General features: G+C 73.0%; 13 protein-coding genes. 11 read left to right on the top strand and 2 right to left on the bottom strand.

Going from position 1 to position 19,028, the window contains the following annotated elements; all coding sequences use genetic code 11:
• Positions 1–47 precede the first annotated feature (47 nt).
• The 6 genes from ACWGH1_RS07325 (at position 48) to ACWGH1_RS07350 (ending at position 6,387) form a co-directional block, all read left to right on the top strand.
• Positions 48–1,298, top strand: a complete 1,251-nt coding sequence (locus tag ACWGH1_RS07325; RefSeq protein WP_453351654.1) for an ABC transporter substrate-binding protein — start codon at positions 48–50, stop codon at positions 1,296–1,298.
• 65 nt (positions 1,299–1,363) lie between these two features.
• Complete coding sequence (locus ACWGH1_RS07330) at positions 1,364–2,533, top strand: ABC transporter ATP-binding protein (protein ID WP_453351655.1); 1,170 nt, start codon at positions 1,364–1,366, stop codon at positions 2,531–2,533.
• Positions 2,530–3,459, top strand: coding sequence for an ABC transporter permease (locus tag ACWGH1_RS07335; protein WP_453351656.1), 930 nt, complete (start codon positions 2,530–2,532; stop codon positions 3,457–3,459). The genes ACWGH1_RS07330 and ACWGH1_RS07335 overlap by 4 nt, the downstream gene beginning before the upstream one ends.
• On the top strand, positions 3,459–4,265 hold the full coding sequence (locus ACWGH1_RS07340; RefSeq protein ID WP_453351657.1) for an ABC transporter permease: 807 nt from the start codon (positions 3,459–3,461) through the stop codon (positions 4,263–4,265). The genes ACWGH1_RS07335 and ACWGH1_RS07340 overlap by 1 nt, the downstream gene beginning before the upstream one ends.
• Before the next feature lie 21 nt (positions 4,266–4,286).
• The gene (locus ACWGH1_RS07345) at positions 4,287–5,705 is read left to right on the top strand and encodes an NAD(P)/FAD-dependent oxidoreductase (RefSeq protein ID WP_453351658.1); all 1,419 of its coding nucleotides are present in this window, start codon (positions 4,287–4,289) and stop codon (positions 5,703–5,705) included.
• A gap of 193 nt (positions 5,706–5,898) precedes the next feature.
• Positions 5,899–6,387, top strand: a complete 489-nt coding sequence (locus ACWGH1_RS07350; protein WP_453351659.1) for a hypothetical protein — start codon at positions 5,899–5,901, stop codon at positions 6,385–6,387.
• Between the two features lie 7 nt (positions 6,388–6,394).
• Here ACWGH1_RS07350 and ACWGH1_RS07355 read toward each other — a convergent pair whose 3' ends face one another.
• On the bottom strand, positions 6,395–7,198 hold the full coding sequence (locus ACWGH1_RS07355) for a phosphatase PAP2 family protein (RefSeq protein ID WP_453408499.1): 804 nt from the start codon (positions 7,196–7,198) through the stop codon (positions 6,395–6,397).
• A 133-nt stretch (positions 7,199–7,331) separates the two neighbouring features.
• Positions 7,332–8,666: a 4-aminobutyrate--2-oxoglutarate transaminase gene (gabT, locus tag ACWGH1_RS07360; RefSeq protein WP_453357584.1), complete on the bottom strand. Its 1,335-nt coding sequence runs from the start codon at positions 8,664–8,666 to the stop codon at positions 7,332–7,334.
• A 239-nt stretch (positions 8,667–8,905) separates the two neighbouring features.
• On the opposite strand from gabT, the gene ACWGH1_RS07365 reads away from it, so the two are divergent.
• From ACWGH1_RS07365 to ACWGH1_RS07385, 5 genes are all read left to right on the top strand, one after another.
• Entirely contained in the window at positions 8,906–11,251 is a 2,346-nt protein-coding gene (locus ACWGH1_RS07365) for an ATP/GTP-binding protein (protein WP_453408500.1), read from the top strand.
• Positions 11,252–11,394: 143 nt separating this feature from the next.
• Positions 11,395–12,975: a PucR family transcriptional regulator gene (locus ACWGH1_RS07370; RefSeq protein ID WP_453355469.1), complete on the top strand. Its 1,581-nt coding sequence runs from the start codon at positions 11,395–11,397 to the stop codon at positions 12,973–12,975.
• A gap of 1,032 nt (positions 12,976–14,007) precedes the next feature.
• Positions 14,008–15,453: an aldehyde dehydrogenase family protein gene (locus tag ACWGH1_RS07375; RefSeq protein ID WP_453408501.1), complete on the top strand. Its 1,446-nt coding sequence runs from the start codon at positions 14,008–14,010 to the stop codon at positions 15,451–15,453.
• A 195-nt stretch (positions 15,454–15,648) separates the two neighbouring features.
• Positions 15,649–17,592 (top strand): acyl-CoA dehydrogenase family protein, encoded by a 1,944-nt coding sequence (locus tag ACWGH1_RS07380; protein WP_453357398.1) that lies wholly within the window; start codon positions 15,649–15,651, stop codon positions 17,590–17,592.
• A 67-nt stretch (positions 17,593–17,659) separates the two neighbouring features.
• The gene (locus ACWGH1_RS07385; RefSeq protein ID WP_453408502.1) at positions 17,660–19,012 is read left to right on the top strand and encodes a hypothetical protein; all 1,353 of its coding nucleotides are present in this window, start codon (positions 17,660–17,662) and stop codon (positions 19,010–19,012) included.
• Positions 19,013–19,028 lie beyond the last annotated feature (16 nt).

Below are 19,028 nucleotides of genomic sequence, written 5' to 3' on the forward strand. Positions count from 1 at the left end.
CGAGACCGCCCGACCAAGCGGCACACCCACCCGAAAGGGCACAGCGCATGGAGCAGTTCGAGCCCGGCAGCCTCTCGCAGCCACAACTCGCCGCGATACGCCGCAGCCTCACCAGTGGCCGCGGCGCCCTCACCCGGCGGTCGCTGCTGCGCGCCTCCGGCATCGGGGCGCTCACCGTCGGCGGCCTGTACGGGCTGACCGGCTGCGGCATCCCGCCCGCCAAGCGGGAAGGCGACGCGACGACGGCCTCCGACGACCACTCGGCCTCCGAGAAGGAGATCAACTTCTCCAACTGGACCGAGTACATGGACACCAGTGACGACGAAAAGTCCCGGCCCACGCTGGAGGACTTCACCAAGCGCACCGGGATCCAGGTCAAGTACACCGAGGACATCAACGACAACGTCGAGTTCTTCGGCAAGATCCGCCCGCAGCTGGCCGCCGGCCAGGACACCGGCCGGGACCTGATCGTCGTCACGGACTGGCTCGCCGCCCGCATCATCCGCCTCGGCTGGGCGCAGAAGCTGGACCCCGCCAACCTCCCGCACGCCTACGCGAACCTGATCCCGCAGTTCCGCAACCCCGACTGGGACCCGGGCCGCGCCCACAGCTACCCCTGGACGGGCATCGACACGGTCATCGCCTACAACGCCAAGGCCACCGGGGGCAAGAAGGTCGACTCGGTCACGCAGCTGCTCGACGACCCCACCCTCAAGGGCCGGGTCGGCTTCCTCACCGAGATGCGCGACACCGTCGGCATGACCCTGCTCGACCAGGGCAAGGACCCGGCGAACTTCACCACCGCGGACTTCGACGGGGCCATCGGCCGGCTCCAGAAGGGCGTCGACACCAAGCAGATCCGCCGTTTCACCGGCAACGACTACACGGCGGACCTCGACAAGGGCGACCTCGCGGCCTGCCTCGCCTGGGCGGGCGACGTCATCCAGCTCCAGGCCGGCAACCCGGACATCAAGTACGCCATTCCCGCCGCCGGTTACCTCAGTTCCAGCGACAACCTGCTGGTCCCCGCGCACGCCCGGCACAAGGCCAACGCCGAGAAGCTCATCGACTACTACTACGAGCCCGCGGTCGCCGCCCAGCTCGCCGCCTTCATCAGCTACGTCTGCCCCGTCGACGGCGTGAAGGAAGACCTGGCGAAGATCGATCCGGCACTCGCGGACAACGTCCTGATCGTCCCGGACAAGGAAATGGCCGCCAAATCGCACGCCTTCCGCTCGCTCACCAGCGAGGAAGAGACGGCGTACGAGGAGAAGTTCACCAAGCTCATCGGCGCCTGATGGGGCCCGACCGGCACCCGCGCCCCCGCCCTTTTCGACGACACCACCACCGAAGGCCCAGGCCCATGACTGACAAGACCGCGGGCGGCGATGTCCGCCTCGCCGGGATCAGCAAGCACTACGGCTCCTTCACCGCCGTGCACCCGCTCGATCTCACCATTCCCCAGGGCTCCTTCTTCGCCCTGCTCGGCGCCTCGGGCTGCGGGAAGACCACCACCCTGCGCATGATCGCCGGCCTGGAGGAACCCTCCACCGGCACGGTCAGCCTCGGCGACCGCGAGGTCACCCAGCTGCCGCCCTACAAGCGCCCGGTGAACACCGTCTTCCAGAGCTACGCGCTCTTCCCGCACCTGAACATCGACGAGAACGTCGCCTTCGGGCTGCGCCGCCGCGGCATCAAGTCCGTCAAGAAGCAGGTCGACGACATGCTGGAGCTGGTCCAGCTCGGCCAGTTCGCCGAGCGCAAGCCGCACCAGCTCTCCGGTGGCCAGCAGCAGCGCGTCGCCGTCGCCCGCGCCCTGATCAACCACCCCCAAGTGCTCCTCCTCGACGAGCCGCTCGGCGCCCTCGACCTCAAGCTGCGCCGTCAGATGCAGCTGGAGCTCAAGCGCATCCAGACCGAGGTCGGCATCACCTTCGTGCACGTCACGCACGACCAGGAGGAGGCCATGACCATGGCCGACACCGTCGCGGTGATGAACGGCGGCCGGGTGGAGCAGCTGGGCGCCCCCGCGGAGCTGTACGAGAACCCGAAGACGACCTTCGTCGCCAACTTCCTCGGCACCTCCAACCTCATCGAGGCCGACGTCCTGGAAGCCGGTGCCGCCGACGTCGTCGTCTCCAGCGCGGGGACGAAGCTCCGGCTCCCCGCCGCGCGATGTTCGACCACGCCCCGGGCCGGCGGGAAGCTGCTGGTCGGGGTGCGTCCCGAGAAGATATCCCTGGTCCACGCGGACGAGGAGGACGCCATCGCGGCCGGCCGGAACAAGATCACCGGCACGATCGCCGACTCCTCCTTCATCGGCGTCTCCACCCAGTTCGTCATCGACAGCCCGGTCTGCCCGGAGCTGGAGGTGTACGTCCAGAACATCGAGCGCGACGCCCGCCTGACCGCCGGCGCCCGGGTGGTCCTGCACTGGAACCCGGACCACACGTTCGGGCTCGACGCGGCCCAGTCCATGCTTGCAGGGACGATGGGCGACGCGGGCATCGAGACGGTCGAGGAGTCCGCGTGACCGCCACCGCAGCGCCGCCCCAGGCGGCCCCCCCGGCCGACCCACCGGTCCACAAGCCGTCGCTGCGCAAGCGGCTGGTCCCGTACTGGCTGCTGCTGCCCGGCATCCTGTGGCTGCTGGTGTTCTTCGTCCTGCCGATGGTCTACCAGGCCTCCACCTCGGTGCAGACCGGCTCCCTCGAAGAGGGCTTCAAGGTCACCTGGCACTTCCAGACCTACTGGGACGCCTTCACCGGCTACGTCCCGCAGTTCCTGCGCTCGCTCGCGTACGCCGGCACCGCCACCGCGCTGTGCCTGCTCCTCGGGTACCCGCTCGCGTACCTGATCGCCTTCAAGGCGGGCCGCTGGCGAAACCTCCTGCTGGTACTGGTCATCGCCCCGTTCTTCACCAGCTTCCTGATCCGCACGCTGGCCTGGAAGACGATCCTGGCCGACGGCGGCCCCGTCGTCGGCGTCCTCGGCAAGATCGGCTTCCTGGACGTCACCAGCTGGCTCGGGATCACCGAGGGCAGCCGGGTGCTCGCCACGCCGCTCGCGGTCGTCTGCGGTCTGACGTACAACTTCCTCCCCTTCATGATCCTTCCGCTGTACACCTCGCTGGAGCGCATCGACACCCGCCTCCACGAGGCGGCCGGGGACCTGTACGCCCGTCCCGCCACGGTCTTCCGGAAGGTGACGTTCCCGCTCTCCATGCCGGGCGTGGTCTCCGGGACCCTGCTCACCTTCATCCCGGCGAGCGGCGACTACGTCAACGCCGAACTGCTCGGCTCGACGGACACCCGGATGATCGGCAACGTCATCCAGTCGCAGTACCTGCGCATCCTCGACTACCCGACAGCGGCCGCGCTGTCCTTCATCCTCATGGCCATCGTGCTGATCATGGTCACCATCTACATCCGCCGAGCGGGGACGGAGGACCTGGTCTAATGCGCACCCCCATCGCCTGGCTCCGCCGCAACCTCGTCGTGATCGCGGGCCTGGGCACCCTGGCCTACCTGATCCTGCCGAACGTCGTCGTGACGGTTTTCTCCTTCAACAACCCCACCGGCCGCTTCAACTACGCCTGGCAGGAGTTCTCGCTCGACGCCTGGAAGGACCCCTGCGGGGTCGCCGACCTGTGCGGCTCGCTGTCGCTCTCGCTCCAGATCGCCCTGTGGGCCACCATCGGCGCCACGGTCCTCGGCACGGCGATCGCCTTCGCGCTCGTCCGCTACCGCTTCCGGGCGCGCGGCGCGGTCAACTCGCTGATCTTCCTGCCGATGGCGATGCCCGAGATCGTGATGGCCGCCTCGCTGCTGGCCCTCTTCCTCAACATGGGCATCCAGCTGGGCTTCTGGACGATCCTGATCGCCCACGTCATGTTCTGCCTCAGCTTCGTCGTCGCCGCGGTCAAGGCACGCGTCCTGTCCATGGACCCGCGGCTTGAGGAGGCCGCCCGCGACCTCTACGCGGGACCGGTGCAGACCTTCCTGCGCGTCACCCTGCCGATCGCGGCCCCCGGTATCGCGGCGGGCGCGCTGCTCTCCTTCGCGCTCTCCTTCGACGACTTCATCATCACCAACTTCAACTCGGGCAACACCGTCACCTTCCCCATGTTCGTGTGGGGATCGGCCCAGCGCGGTACGCCCGTCCAGATCAACGTCATCGGTACGGCGATGTTCGTCATCGCGGTGCTGGTGGTCCTCGCCGGTCAGACGATCGGCAACCGCCGCAAGAAGGCACAGCCCAAGTAACTCTGTGGGGAGTTGGAAGACATGGCCCCAGTCGCCATGCGAAGCGTTGCGCAATCCCTTTCCGAAGCACTGCCGGTCCCGTACTGGCTGGACGACCCCGGCAAGCCCGCCGCCGAGCCGGCGCTGACCTCCGACGAGGCATGCGACCTGCTGGTCATCGGCGGCGGCTACAGCGGCCTGTGGACCGCGCTCATCGCCAAGGAGCGCGATCCCGCCCGGGACGTCGTCCTGATCGAGGGCAAGGAGGCGGGCTGGGCCGCCTCCGGCCGCAACGGCGGATTCTGCGCCGCCTCTCTCACCCACGGCTTCTCCAACGGCCTGGCCCGCTGGCCCGGCGAGCTGGCGAAGCTGGAGGAGCTGGGCGCCCGCAACCTCGACGGGATCGAGGCGGCGATCGCCCGCTACGGCATCGACTGCGACTTCGAGCGCACCGGCGAGATCGACGTGGCGACCGAGCCCCACCAGGTCGAGGAACTGCGCGAACTGTACGAAGAGGCCCGGGGACTCGGCCTCGCCGACGGCTCGCGCTGGCTGGACCGCGACGAGGTCCGGGCCGAGGTCGACTCCCCGACCTTCCTCGCCGGACTGTGGGACACCGACGGCGTCGCCATGCTCAACCCCGCCAAACTCGCCTGGGGACTCAAGCGGGCCTGCCTCGGGCTCGGCGTGCGGATCTACGAGAACACCCGCGGGCTCTCGCTGGCCGCCTCCGGCGCCGGCATGGCCGTCCGCACCCCGTACGGGCGGATCTTCGCCCGCCGGGTCGCGCTCGGGACCAACATCTTCCCGTCCCTGGTCAAGCGGATCCGCCCGTTCACCGTCCCGGTCTACGACTACGCGCTGATGACCGAGCCGCTCACCGCCGAGCAGCTGAAGGCCATCGGCTGGGGCAACCGGCAGGGCCTCGGCGACAGCGCCAACCAGTTCCACTACTTCCGCATCACGCCTGAGAACCGCATCCTGTGGGGCGGGTACGACGCCATCTACCCCTACCGGGGCAAGCTGGACTCCGAGTACGACCACCGCCCCGAGACGTACCTCAAGCTCGCGCAGCACTTCTTCACCGCGTTCCCGCAGCTGGAGGGCATCCGGTTCAGCCACGCCTGGGGCGGCGCCATCGACACCTGCTCCCGGTTCTCGGCCTTCTTCGGCACCGCCCACTCCGGCAAGGTGGCGTACGCGGCCGGGTTCACCGGACTCGGCGTCGGCGCCACCCGCTTCGGCGCCGACGTGATGCTCGACCTGCTGGACGGCGCGCGCACCGAACGGACCGAGCTGGAGATGGTGAGGTCCAAGCCGATGCCGTTCCCGCCGGAGCCCTTGGCCTGGACCGGCATCGCCCTCACCAAGTGGTCGCTGGCCCGCGCCGATGCCCGGGGCGGCCGCCGCAACCTCTGGCTCAAGGCGCTCGACCGGTTCGGGCTGGGCTTCGACAGCTGACCGGCCGGGCAGCCCGCCGCCGGGCCGCCGCCCGGTCGCGCGCCCGGCGCACCCCCTCACCGGACCGGTGACCCGATTCACCACCACGGTGCACCGGAACCCGCGTCATAGCCGCGTCCGGCCCCGCTCTCTCCAGCTGAGAGGCCTTCACCCGAGGAGCCTCCACCGAGCGCGAGGGAACGGAGGCCGGGCGATGACGACCCCGGGGGACAAGGCGGCAGTGGAACGGCTGGTATCGGGGGCGCCGGATCCGGACGGCTGCCGGTGGGAGTGGGAGCGCGACCCGCTCGGGGTCGCCCTGCTGCCCGCGGGCCGGCGCTGGGACGTACTGATCACGCCCGGCGCGCTGGGCCGGGCCGCCCTGGACGTGCTGACACTGCTCGTGGAGCGGCCCGGTCCGGTGCTCGCCGACTTCCCGGCCGTCCGGCAGGGCCGCACGCGGATGCCGCGGCTCGGCTTCTTCGTACCCCCCGGCACCGCCGCCCGCTGGATCGGCACGGGAGTACGGGGAGCGGGTCGCGGGACCTGGATCGTGGTCCCGTACCCGGGCCGGGCGACGGGCGGCGTGCGCCGGCTGGTGGCCCCGGACGGCCGGGGCACCCTCACCGACCCGGCACTGCTGGAGCTCGCCCTGCACGAGGCGGCGGCCCGGGCGGCGGCGCGGGACGGGGCCGCACCCTGAGGCGGCGTTACCCCCGGGACCGGGACCGGGACGGCGACGGGGTCCGGGACGGCGCGCCGGACCGGCCCACGGCCCACCGCACGCCGATCAGCAGCGGCGCGCACAGCAGCAGGCTCGCCAGGACGTCCAGGGGCCAGTGGAAGCCCCGCAGGACCAGGCCCGCCGCCGTCAGACCGGTGAGCAGGGCGGCGAGCGCCGTGGGCCAGGGGCCGCGGGCGTACGGGCGGACCAGCAGGGCCGCGCCCGCGTACGCCACCAGGGCCGTCGCCGTGTGCCCGGAGGGGTAGTAGCCGGCGGCCCACGGCTCCAGCGGGCCCGGGCGGCCTGTCCACGCCTTGAGCGGGACGATCAGCGCCGGCACCACGGCCATGGCCAGCGCCGCGGCCGCGGGGCCGAGGCGGTCGCCGCGCCACAGCGCGTAGCCGAGGGCGAGGAGCAGCACGGGCAGGGCGACCGGGGCGTTGCCGAGGTCGGCGAGGCGTTCGGTGACCGCGTCGGGGACCGTGCGGACCAGGGCGCCGCTCAGCCGGGCGTCCGGGGTCAGCAGCGGTCCCGAGACCAGGACCTGCCAGGTGAGGAGGGCGAAGAACAGCGCGCAGACGGCGGCCGGGAAAATGGCCGGCCGTCCCGGAACAGGGGGGGTGGTTCCGGGACGGCCGCCCGGATCGGGTTGCCGTGCGCCCCGGGGGGTTTGGGGCGTACGGCCGTCCGATCGGTGAGGAGTGTGCGCGAACGCATGCCCAGTGCGGCGCTGGGGAAGCCCGGTACTGGTGTCGCCCCCGTGAGGCCGGGAGCGGGGTGTCTCACTCATCTGCAGAAACCGTACGGCAGCGGAAAGGGGACCGACAGCAGGAACGCGCTCCTGCCATCGGCCCCCCACATCTTCTTCACAGCGCCCGCCCGTTACCGCCGGTACCGGTGGGTCCCTGTGTTCGGACGTTCGCTCAGATGCCCGCGAAAGCCGCCTCGATGATGTCCAGGCCCTCGTTCAGGAGGTCCTCGCCGATGACGATCGGGGGCAGGAAGCGGAGCACGTTGCCGTAGGTGCCGCAGGTGAGGACGAGCAGGCCCTCGGCGTGGCAGGCCTTGGCGAGCGCGCCGGCCGCCTCCGGGAACGGGGTCTTGGACGCCGGGTCCTTGACGAGCTCGATCGCGATCATCGCGCCGCGGCCGCGGATGTCACCAATGATCTCGTACTTCTCCTGCATGGCCGTCAGGCGGGTCTTCATGACGGACTCGATCTTCTTCGCCGCGGCGTTGAGGTCGAGCTCCTTCATGGTCTCGATGGAGCCGAGCGCACCGGCGCAGGCCACCGGGTTGCCGCCGTAGGTGCCGCCCAGGCCGCCCGCGTGGGCGGCGTCCATGATCTCGGCGCGGCCGGTCACGGCGGCGAGCGGCAGGCCGCCCGCGATGCCCTTCGCGGTGGTGATCAGGTCGGGGACGATGCCCTCGTCCTCACACGCGAACCACTGGCCGGTGCGGCAGAAGCCGGACTGGATCTCGTCCGCGACGAAGACGATGCCGTTGTCGTTGGCGAACTTCACGATGGCCGGCAGGAAGCCCTTGGCCGGCTCGATGAAGCCGCCCTCGCCGAGGACCGGCTCGATGATGATCGCCGCGACGTTGTCGGCGCCGATCTGCTTGGTGATCTGGTCGATCGCCTGGGCGGCGGCCTCGGGGCCGCAGTTCTCGGCGCCGGTGGGCCAGCGGTAGCCGTAGGCGACCGGCACGCGGTAGACCTCGGGGGCGAACGGGCCGAAGCCGTTCTTGTACGGCATGTTCTTCGAGGTCAGCGCCATCGTCAGGTTCGTACGGCCGTGGTAGCCGTGGTCGAAGACGACGACGGCCTGGCGCTTGGTGTACGCACGGGCGATCTTGACGGCGTTCTCGACGGCCTCGGCACCGGAGTTGAACAGCGCCGACTTCTTGGCGTGGTCGCCCGGGGTCAGCTCGGCGAGCGCCTCGCAGACCTCCACGTAGCCCTCGTAGGGGGTGACCATGAAGCAGGTGTGGGTGAAGTCGGCGAGCTGCGCGGAGGCGCGGCGCACGACGGCCTCGGCGGAGGCGCCGACGGAGGTGACGGCGATGCCGGAACCGAAGTCGATCAGGCGGTTGCCGTCGACGTCCTCGATGATGCCGCCGCCCGCGCGGGCGGTGAAGACGGGAAGCACGGAGCCCACGCCGCCGGCCACCGTCTCGAGGCGGCGGGCCTGCAGCTCCTGCGACTTGGGGCCGGGGATCGCGGTGACGATGCGGCGCTCCTGCGGGACAGCGGTCATAGGGGGCTCCTGGGGGGTGTTTTCGGACGCACTTGTGTCTTTGTCCGCAGGCTAGGCCCGCCGGAGGGGCGAAGGCATGCTCCGTTCGGGAGTGGTCCCCGCGTGTCCTTGTCCGCGACGGCCATAGGAGGCGGCGGACGCGTGTCTTGTGGATCATGACCGGGTACGGGCGGCGGGACGCCGACGGCCACTAGATTGAGCGCGAGCGCAGCGCAGTGAACGGGCAGGGGGCAGGGTTCATGGACACCGACGGCGCGTACCAGGAGCAGCGGGTGGGGGGCGGGCGCGTGCCGAGGCCGGCCGGGCCGCCGCCCATGCCCGGCGTCCCCCCGGCCGCGCCGCCGAAGCCCGGCCACCCGCCGGGCGCCGGTCCCGCGTTCGCCCAGTGGCTGCGCGTCCCGCGGCCGAAGGCGGAACCGGGCACCTGGCGGTTCGGGCACCGGCCGCGCCCGACGGCGGAGGCGGAGCCCGCCCGGGACCGGGCGCTGCTGAGCGGCGCGGTGATCTCGTTCCTCGCCTGCGTGCTGCTCTGGTCCCTGCTGACGAACGGGTACATCCCGAAAGTCGACGTTCCGGTGAAGGCGCTCACCCCCCAGAGCTGGTGGCGGCTCGGCGACGACCCGGTCGACGGCCGGGGCGTCGCCGCCCTCCAGGCGTACGCCCTGCTGATCACCGGCGCCCTGGTGGTGTGGTTCAGCCGCCTGGGGTCCTGGAGCCTCGCCTTCGACCGGCTCGTCGCGGCGCGCGGGCCCGTGGCGCGGGCGGTGGGCGCGACGGCCGGGGCGCTGTTCGTCCTGATGCTCATCTGGACGAGGACGCTGACGGTGCTCGGCCTCGCGGGCGACCACCTGCCCTACGAGGACATGAGCGCGGGCACGCAGACCCTCGTCGCCTACCTCGTCTATCTGGTGACCGGCTTGCCCGTCGTGTGGTTCTTCGTCCGCCTCGCCCGGCGCGGCGGCGGACCGAAGGACGGGCCGACGACCCCCGTGCCCGCTGCCGCGTCTCCTGCCGAGGACCCCGTCGCCTGGAACGAGCTGCGCGCCGCCGGGCTCCCGGAGGCCGCCGAGCGGCTCGCCGGGGAGATCGGCTCCGGGCGGATGAACGACGTGGACTACGCGCGGATCCGGCGGGCCTGGGAGAGCGTGCGGGCCGATCCGGCGCGGGCCGGGGCCTTCGCGCAGGCCGTGCGGGACAAGGGGGCGGGGGCGTGCGTGCACCCGTCCGGGGTGCGGGACCTGCCTGAGCGGGCCGCCCGGCACGACCTGCTGGCCCGGCAGGTGCTGCTGGGCACGGTGGAGGACGGCGAGCGCAACCCCTGGGCCCGCCGCGGGACCGGGCTCGCGCTCGACCCCGACGTGCTCGGCACCTCCCTGCTCGCCGTCGGTCCGTCCGGCTCCGGCAAGACCCGGCGGCTGGTCCGGCCCGTCGTGGAGGCGCTCGCCCTCCAGGCGCTGGCCGGCCAGGCCGCCGTCATCGTCGTGGCCTCGGCCGGCACCCCGCTGGGACCCGACACCGCCTACGACGTCGTGGTCCGGGTCGGTGACCCCGGATCCGTCTACGACCTCGACCTCTACGGCGGCACCACCGACCCCGACGAAGCCGCCTCCCTGCTCGCCGAGGCCTTCGCCGGCGACATCCCGGGGACGGAGGTCCGCCGGGCCGCGACCGCCCTCGCGCAGCTGCTGGGCCCCTTCCACGCCGCGTACGGCCGCTTCCCCGGTGTGCCCGAGCTGCGCGAGCTCCTGGACCAGGTGCCCGCCGCGCTCGACGCGCTGCGCACCGCCCTGGAGGAGACCGGCCGGCAGGTGCTGCTCCGCGAACTGGACGCCCGTGCCCGCCAGTACGGCACCCCCGGCGACCCCGGTCCGGCGCTCGCCGACCGGGTGGCGCTGCTGGACCGGCCCGCCTTCGCCGGGTTCTTCGACACCACCGGCCAGGGGCGGCCGTTCTCCCTGCGCTCGCTGGAACACCCGCTGCGCGTCCGCATCGACCTGCCCGAGCGGGCGCACGCCGACGCCTCCCGGATCCTGGCGCGGCTGCTGCTCGCCCAGTTCAACGCCTCCGCCGCGGCCCGCGCCGACCGCTCGCTGTTCGCCTTCCTCGCCTTCGACGACGCCTCCCACACCCTCACCCCCGAGACCGTGCGCGGCATCCAGCGGCTGCGCTCGGCCAACGCCGGGGTGCTGCTGGCGCTGCGCACGCTGGACGACGTACCGGAGGCGCTGCGCATCCCGCTGCTCGGCGCGGTCGGCTGCCGGATGGCCTTCTCCGGGGTGACCACCTGGGACGGCAAGCGGTTCGCCGAGGCCTGGGGCACGGAGTGGGTCGAGACGCGGGACGTCACGCACCGGACCGTCTTCGCGGACCAGCCGCTGACCCGGGCCATGCACGCCTTCCGCAAGCTGATCACCGGCAAGTCCGTCACCACTGACGCGGTGACCGTGCGGCAGGTCGAACGCGAGCGGTGGTCGGCGTCGGAGCTCGCGCACGCCGTGCCGGCGGGGCACGCGGTGCTGTCGCTGACGTCCGTCCGGGGGGAACGGGCTGCTCCGCTCCTGGTCAGGCTGGCCGGAACGAGCTGAGCGGACCCGTACGGGGTGGCAGAATCGAGGTGAGCCGTTCATACGCCGCGGCGAAAAGCCCCAGCCCTCGTGCCCTAGCCTCCTCGCCTCCGCCCCTCCAGCACCGACCGCTTCCGCCCCCTGTTGAAGGCCCCTGGTATCCGATGCCGCTCACCCTCGCCTCGCTCGTCCAGCACTCGGCCCTCAAGCTCAGCGTCCGGGCGGGGGAGAGCCGCCTCGACACCCCCGTGCGCTGGGCCCACGTCAGCGAGCTCGCCGACCCCGTCCCGTACATGGAGGGCGGCGAGCTGCTGCTGATCACCGCCATGAAGCTGGACGCCGAGGACCCCGAGGAGATGCGCCGCTACGTACGGCGGCTCGCGGCGGCCGGGGTCGTGGGCATCGGCTTCGCGATCGGCGTCAACTACGAGGCGATCCCCGGGGCCCTGGTCGAAGCCGCGCGGGAGGAGGACCTGCCGCTGCTGGAGGTGCCCCGCCGGACCCCGTTCCTCGCCATCAGCAAGGCCGTCTCGGCGGCGCTCGCGGCCGACCAGTACCGGGCGGTGACGGCCGGCTTCGAGGCGCAGCGGGAGCTGACCCGCGCCGCGCTCTCCGCCGACGGGCCCGCCGAGCTGCTGGCGAAGCTGGCCGCCCACGTGCACGGCTGGGCCGCGCTCTACGACACCTCCGGCGCGGTCGTCGCCGCCGCGCCCGAATGGGCGGCGCGCCGGGCCGCCCGGCTGACCCCGGACGTGGAGCGGCTGCGGGAGCGCCCCGCGCCCGCGAGCGCCGTCGTGGGCGGGACGGAGGACCGCGTCGAGCTCCAGTCGCTCGGGACCGGGCGGCGGGCGCGGGGTGCGCTGGCCGTGGGGACGGGCGCGCCGCTGGGCACTGCCGAACGGTACGCGGTGCACTCCGCGGTGGCCCTGCTCACCCTCACCACCGAGCGGTCGCGGTCGCTGCACGACGCGGAGTCCCGGCTTGGCGCGGCGGTGCTGCGGATGCTGATGACGGGCGAGGCGGAGCACGCCCGGGCCGTGGCCGGAGACCTGTACGGGGCCCTGCTGGACGCCCCGTTCCGGATCGTCGTGGCGGAGCCGGCGCTGGCGGGGACGGCCCAGCCGGAGGGGCTCGCGCAGCTGACCGACGCGGTCGAATCGGCGGCGGCCCGGACGGGGGAGGCGCTGCTGGTGGTCCCGGAGGAGGGCCGGCTGGTGGTGCTGGCCGCGGAGGCCGGCTCGGCCGTGCAGGCCTGCGCGGAGTACGCGGAGGGGCTGGAGGCGCGGCGCGGGCGGGATTCGGCGGGGCCGGAACCGGACGAACTGGTGGTCGGCCTGTCCGCGCCGGCCGGGACCTCGGGCGTGGCGGCCGCCTGCAAGCAGGCAGACCAGGCCCTCGCGGTGGCCCGCCGGCGCGGGCGCCCGATGGTGGAACACGAGGACCTCGCGGCGGGTTCCGTACTTCCGCTGCTGGCCGACGACGCGGTACGGGCCTTCGCGGACGGCACGCTGCGGGCGCTGCGCGAGCACGACGAGAAGGGCCGCGGCGACCTGGTGGCCTCGCTGTACGCGTGGCTGTCGCGCCACGGCCAGTGGGACGCGGCGGCGGTCGACCTGGGCGTGCACCGGCACACCCTGCGCTACCGGATGCGGCGCGTGGAGGAGATCCTCGGCCGCTCCCTCGACGACCCGGACGTCCGCATGGAACTCTGGCTCGCCCTCAAGGCCAGCCCCACCGACGCGTAAGCCCGGCCGGGCGGTTCCCCGCAGCGTCGCCGGGACTGCCCGAGCGCGTCCGCCGGGCGACCCTGGTCGTGGCGGCGGCCGTGTCCCCGTTCCTGCCCGGAACCCTGCTGGTCACGAGCCTGCTGGGCTGGTCGGCGGGCCGCCGGATCGTCGGCGTGGGCGCCACCGCCTCCGGGGGAGACACGGCCCGGGCCCGCAACGACCGCCCGCCCAGGGCGCACCCCCGGCGGCCCCCTACGGGGGCCCGGGCGTCCCGTGCCCCGGCCGGCCGGGCTCGGTTATCCCCTCGGGACCTTCCGAGTGCGTCCGCTCCGGGCGGGGCCCGCCGTCTAGCGGTGCCACACGGCCGGTCCTCGAATGCCGCCGGGGCAGGGTCCTGCTGCGCGGGCGAGTCAGGAAGGGTCTCCCCCGGCGGGTGCCGGGGACGAGGTGGCGCAGGGACTCGGCAGCGCACAAGAAGGCGTGCCGGGGAACGGGCACCCCAGCCCCGTGTCCCGGTCCACCGGGCCCCGGAGAGCACTGTCGCGCCCGAGGGGGTCCAGCCCCGTGCCGCGGCCCGCGGTCCGGGGGGCCCGTACCAGGGCCGGGGAACAGGGTCCTTGCCTCGGCTCGGCAGCCCCGGGCCCTGGGGCTCGGGGGTCGGCGCCCATGACGTCGGGCCGGCGCGCCGGGTCCGTGCCGCCGCGCCGGGCTGTGGCAGCGCCCGGGGGCTGGGATCGGCGGGGCAGGGCACGCGGTGTCCCTGGCGGCCGCGCCCGGGGGCCTCGCCGCCTCGGCGCGGAGTCAGGGGGGCCGTACCAGCGCCCGGGGCACTACCACCAGGGTTGCGGGCGCGGTGCCCGGGCCCGGGCGCCTTGCCTCGGTCCCGGCGGGCCCGGGTGGAGCCTCCGCATGGGAAGTGGCGTGGGGACAGTGACAAAGCGGCGCAGCCGCCGGCGCGCGTACTCCATGCCGGACAAACGCCGAATCGCCGGCGGAGTCCTACCGTGGAGGGGACAAGGACCCGCACAACTCCGAAGGGCCGGGATTCGCATGACTTCCACCCACGCCTTCTGGCTCGCCGGCCGCCAGGCCACCGGCGAGGACAGCTTCGACGTCCACTCCCCGTGGGACGGACGCCTGGTCGGCACGGTCAGCGTGCCCACCGAGGCCCAGGTCGAAGAGGCCGTGGCCGCGGCCCACGCCGTGACGGCGGAGTTCTCCGCGACCCCCGCGCACGTCCGCGCCGCCGCCCTCGACCACGTCTCGAAGCGGCTCGTCGAGCGCACCGAGGAGATCGCCCAGCTGATCTCCGCCGAGAACGGCAAGCCCATCAAGTGGGCCCGCGGTGAGGTCGGCCGTGCGGTGTCCGTGTTCCGTTTCGCCGCCGAAGAGGCCCGCCGCTTCAACGGCGGAGAGGCCCAGCGCCTGGACACCGACGCCGGTGGCGTCGGCCGTCTCGCCCTGACCCGCCGCTTCGTCAAGGGCCCGGTGCTCGGCATCGCGCCGTTCAACTTCCCGCTGAACCTGTGCGCCCACAAGGTGGCCCCCGCCATCGCCGTCGGCGCGCCGATCATCCTGAAGCCGGCCCCGGCCACCCCGCTCTCCGGCCTCATCCTCGGCGAGCTGCTCGCCGAGACCGACCTGCCGGCCGGCTCCTGGTCCGTCCTGCCGGTGGCGAACGACAAGATGCCCGCCCTGGTCAAGGACGAGCGCCTGCCCGTCATCTCCTTCACCGGCTCCGACACGGTCGGCTACGCCATCCAGCAGTCGGTGCCCCACAAGCACTGCACCCTGGAGCTCGGTGGCAACGCCGCGGCCGTCGTCCTCGCCGACTGGTCCTCCGAGGCCGACCTCGACTGGGCCGCGACCCGTATCGCGACCTTCTCGAACTACCAGGCCGGCCAGTCCTGCATCTCCGTGCAGCGCGTGATCGCCGACGCCTCCGTGTACGACCGCCTCGTCGAGAAGGTCGTCGCCAAGGTCCAGGCGCAGGTCACCGGTGACCCGTCCGACTCCGCCACCGACGTCGGCCCCCTCGTCTCCGAGGACGCCGCCAAGCGGGTCGAGTCCTGGGTCGACGAGGCCGTCTCCGCCGGGGCCAAGCTGCTCACCGGCGGCAAGCGCGAGGGGGCCTCGTACGAGCCCACCGTCGTCGCCGAGCTGCCGGCCGGCGTCAAGCTCGCCGTCGAGGAGGTCTTCGGACCGGTCCTCACGCTCCAGAAGGTCGAGAACACCGACGAGGCCTTCGCCGCCGTCAACGACTCGAAGTTCGGTCTGCAGACCGGCGTCTTCACCCGCGACATCCAGACCGCGTTCCGCGCCCACCGGGAGCTGGAGGTCGGCGGCGTGATCGTCGGCGACGCGCCGTCCTACCGCGCCGACCAGATGCCGTACGGCGGCGTCAAGCAGTCGGGTGTCGGCCGCGAGGGCGTCCGCTACGCGATGGACGACTACACCTACGAGCGGGTCCTGGTCCTCACCGGCCTGGACATCTGAGCCGACTCGTACGGCCCAAAGCCGACGGCCGGAGCCTACTGTGCGGGGGCTCCGGCCGTCCCCCTTTTCCCCCGCCCGTTCCCCCACCCTGCCCCGCCCGGCTTTTCCGGGCGCCGCGGAGGGGGTACGACTGACAGGTAGCACCGACCGGTATTCCGGAAAGTCATCCGACTCGGCGGCGAGGTGAGTCCCCGCATGTCCGCAACACAGCCCAAGGTGACCGAGCGCGAGGCCAGGCAGGTCGCGGAAGCGGCCCGGCAGCAGGACTGGCGCAAGCCCAGCTTCGCCAAGGAACTGTTCCTGGGACGGTTCCGGCTCGACCTGATCCACCCCCACCCGCAGCCCGCCGACGAAGACGTCCGGCGCGGCGAGGCCTTCCTGGCCCGGCTGCGCGACTTCTGCGAGCGCGAGATCGACGGCCAGCGCATCGAGCGCGAGGCGAAGATCCCCGACGAGACCGTGCGCGGGCTCAAGGAGCTCGGCGCCCTCGGGATGAAGATCGACCCCAAGTACGGGGGGCTCGGCCTCACCCAGGTGTACTACAACAAGGCGCTGGCGCTGGTCGGTTCGGTCAGCCCCGCCATCGGGGCGCTGCTCTCCGCCCACCAGTCGATCGGCGTGCCCCAGCCGCTCAAGATGTTCGGCACCCAGGAGCAGAAGGACGCCTACCTGCCCCGCTGCGCCACCAGTGCCATCAGCGCCTTCCTCCTCACCGAGCCCGACGTGGGCTCCGACCCGGCCCGCCTGGCCACCACCGCCGTCCCGGTCACCGAGGACGGGGAGGAGGCGTACGTCCTCGACGGGGTGAAGCTCTGGACCACCAACGGGGTCGTCGCCGACCTGCTCGTGGTCATGGCGCGGGTCCCCAAGAGCGAGAACCACCGCGGCGGGATCACCGCCTTCGTCGTGGAGGCGGACTCGCCCGGCATCACCGTCGAGCACCGCAACGCCTTCATGGGCCTGCGCGGCCTGGAGAACGGCGTCACCCGCTTCCACCGCGTACGGGTCCCCGCCGCGCAGCGGATCGGCGCCGAGGGCGCGGGCCTGAAGATCGCGCTCACCACCCTGAACACCGGACGCCTGTCGCTGCCCGCCATGTGCGTCGGCGCCGGGAAGTGGTGCCTCAAGATCGCCCGCGAGTGGTCCGGGGTGCGCGAGCAGTGGGGCCGGCCCGTGGCGCGGCACGAGGCGGTCGGGGCGAAGATCTCCTTCATCGCCGCGACCACCTTCGCCCTGGAAGCCGTGGTCGACCTCGCCTCCCAGATGGCCGACGAGGACCGCAACGACATCCGCATCGAGGCCGCCCTCGCCAAGCTATACGGCTCCGAAATGGCCTGCCTGATGGCCGACGAGCTGGTCCAGATCCGCGGCGGACGCGGCTTCGAGACCGCCGAGTCCCTCGCCGCGCGCGGGGAACGGGCCGTTCCCGCCGAGCAGCTGCTGCGGGACCTGCGCATCAACCGCATCTTCGAGGGCTCGACCGAGATCATGCACCTGCTGATCGCCCGGGAAGCCGTGGACGCCCACCTCTCGGTCGCCGGTGACCTGATCGACCCGGACAAGGACCTCGGCGACAAGGCCAAGGCGGGTGCCCGCGCCGCCGGGTTCTACGCCCGCTGGCTGCCCAAGCTGGCCACCGGAGCCGGCCAGGTCCCCGGCACCTACCGCGAGTTCCACCCGGCGGGCCACCCCGACCTCGCCACCCACCTGCGCTACGTCGAGCGCAGCGCCCGCAAACTCGCCCGGATGACCTTCATGGCGATGGCGCGCTGGCAAGGCCGGATGGAGACCAAGCAGGGCTTCCTCGGCCGCATCGTCGACATCGGCGCGGAACTCTTCGCGATGAGCGCGGCCTGCGTGCGCGCGGAGCACCTGCGGGCCACCGGCGAACACGGCCGCGAGGCCTACCAGCTCGCCGACGCGTTCTGCCGCCAGTCCCGGATCCGCGTCGAGGAGCTCTTCGGCCGGCTCTGGTCCAACACGGACGACCTGGACCGCAAGGTGGTCGCGGGCGTCCTCTCCGGCACCTACACCTGGCTGGAGGAAGGCGTCCTCGACCCCTCGGGCGACGGCCCGTGGATCGCCGACGCCACCCCCGGCCCCTCAGAGAAGGAAAACGTGCACCGTCCACTGCGCTGACCTGCCATGATCGGTGTGCAGTCAGACTGATGTACGAGAACCGGCACGAGCACGAGGCGGCACAGCGATGGCGACGGCCGAGGAAGACCGCTACAGCCGACGACTGGCCTGGTGCGTGGCGTTGCTGCTGCGCCACGCACCGGACGCGGTCGCGGCCGGTCTCCTCGGCCGGCTCGACCCGGCCGCCCGCCGCTACCTCTGCCGCGACGGGCAGCTCCCCGCCGCCGCCGTCACCCTGCTGCTGCGCGACGGCACCGAAGAGGACCGCCGCAACGTCGCCCGCAACCCGCACGTGCTCGGCCGCCCGCTGCCGGGGCTGCCCGGGCCCGCCCGCTACCGGCGCCGCCCCGGCGCCTCGCCGCAGCTGCTCGCCACCCTGAGCGCCGAACTGGGCCGCACCCCCGCCACACCCGGGGCGCCCGGCCCCGCGTTGAGCAGTACGGAACTCATCGCCCTGCTGCGCCGCCACGGCAGCCGCCGCCCGCGAATACCGCTCGACGTGCTGGCCCTGCCCCACGAGCTCGACCCGCAGACCCTGCTGCGCGAGCACGCCCGCGCCCCGCTGCCGCCCGGCTCCGTCGAGGCCCTGCTGCTTGTCGCCGGGCTCGACCGGGCGGCCGTACTCGCCCTGCTCGACACGCGCGCGCAGCACACGTACGGGCCCCAGTGGCACCGCCCCGCCGTCCGGGCCGTCCGCACCGGCACCCTGACCTTCGATGAACTCGCGGCGGTCGTCGCACCCGCCCACCGGACCCTGCTGCTCGGACAGGCCCACGCCATCGGGCGCTTCGCGTGGAACCTCGCCGAGTGGGCCGGGATGCGGGCCGCCCTGGTCCGCGTCCTGCACCCGGTGCTCGGTGACGACCCGCGGCTGTGGGCCGAACTGCACCGCAGCGCCCCCGGGTTCCCCGGCACCCTCCCGGAGCTGGCCGCCGCCGTGGCCGCCGGAACCGCGCCGGCGCACCCCGCACCCGAAGCTCCGGGCCTCACCGAAGCCGTCGACGCGCTCGCGCCCGGCGCCGCACCGGAACCGGAGCCGGGCGTGGACCGGGAGCTGGCCCTCGCCAGCCTCGGGGTGCCCAACGCCATGGGCGACCTGCGCGAGGACATCCGCTGGGTCCGCGCCTGTCTGGACGCGGGCCTGCTCACGGGCACCGACGTACTGCGGCACAAGGCCCCCGCCGCCTGGGCCCTGGACGAGGACCACTGGCTCGGCGACGTCGACTACCCCGACCGGCACGACCGGCCGGCCGCCGTGCTCGCCTCCCGCGCCGAGGCCGACCGGCTGCTCACGGCGGCCCTCGGCGGCGACGGCGAAGCCTGGTGGCGGGCCGCCCTGACGCTCCCCGACTTCGCCGGGACCCTCCCCGAGCTGCTGGCCGCCGTCATTCAAGGGGACTCCGTGTCCAACCGCTCCTGAGTTGCGGCAACAATGG

The organism is Streptomyces sp. NPDC054883 (assembly GCF_053610645.1).